The organism is Corallococcus llansteffanensis (assembly GCF_003612055.1).
Taxonomy (GTDB): Bacteria; Myxococcota; Myxococcia; order Myxococcales; family Myxococcaceae; genus Corallococcus; species Corallococcus llansteffanensis.
Genome location: NZ_RAWB01001230.1, coordinates 1 through 388 on the forward strand (window position 1 = coordinate 1; position 388 = coordinate 388).

1 protein-coding gene is annotated in these 388 nt (G+C 56.4%); it reads right to left on the reverse strand.

Annotated features, from left to right (window positions below; all coding sequences use genetic code 11):
• Nucleotides 1-25: 25 nt before the first annotated feature.
• On the reverse strand, nucleotides 26-388 hold a 363-nt coding region (locus D7V93_RS44305; RefSeq protein WP_443652016.1), incomplete at its 5' end, for an ABC transporter permease family protein.

A 388-nucleotide genomic window follows, 5' to 3' on the forward strand; every position in this document is an offset into this window, starting at 1 on the left:
ATACTGCTCATTACGTGACGCTCCTTCAGGATGCTTCCACTGCGTTACCGCGGACAAGTGCGCGCGCCAACAGCGTCGCCAGTCCGAATCCGAGGGCCGTGATCAATAGATAGTTCGTCGCCAGTCGCGTCGCTGCAAAGTAAGCCAGTACGCCTATCAGCGCCGGAGCCAATCTTCTCTGCGATAGGTACTGTTCGATGGCGAGGATGGTGAACAGTGACGGCAGCGCGAAGTCCAGGTTGGGAATCCAATCCGCAACCTTTTGTCCGAGCAGCACACCAAGGACGGTTCCCGCGATCCAATAGACGTGATGGATCAACGTCACTGCCATCGCGAACTGCTGCCGTTTGTCTGTGGGAAGGGTAGTGAGAACGGAATAGTTCTCGTC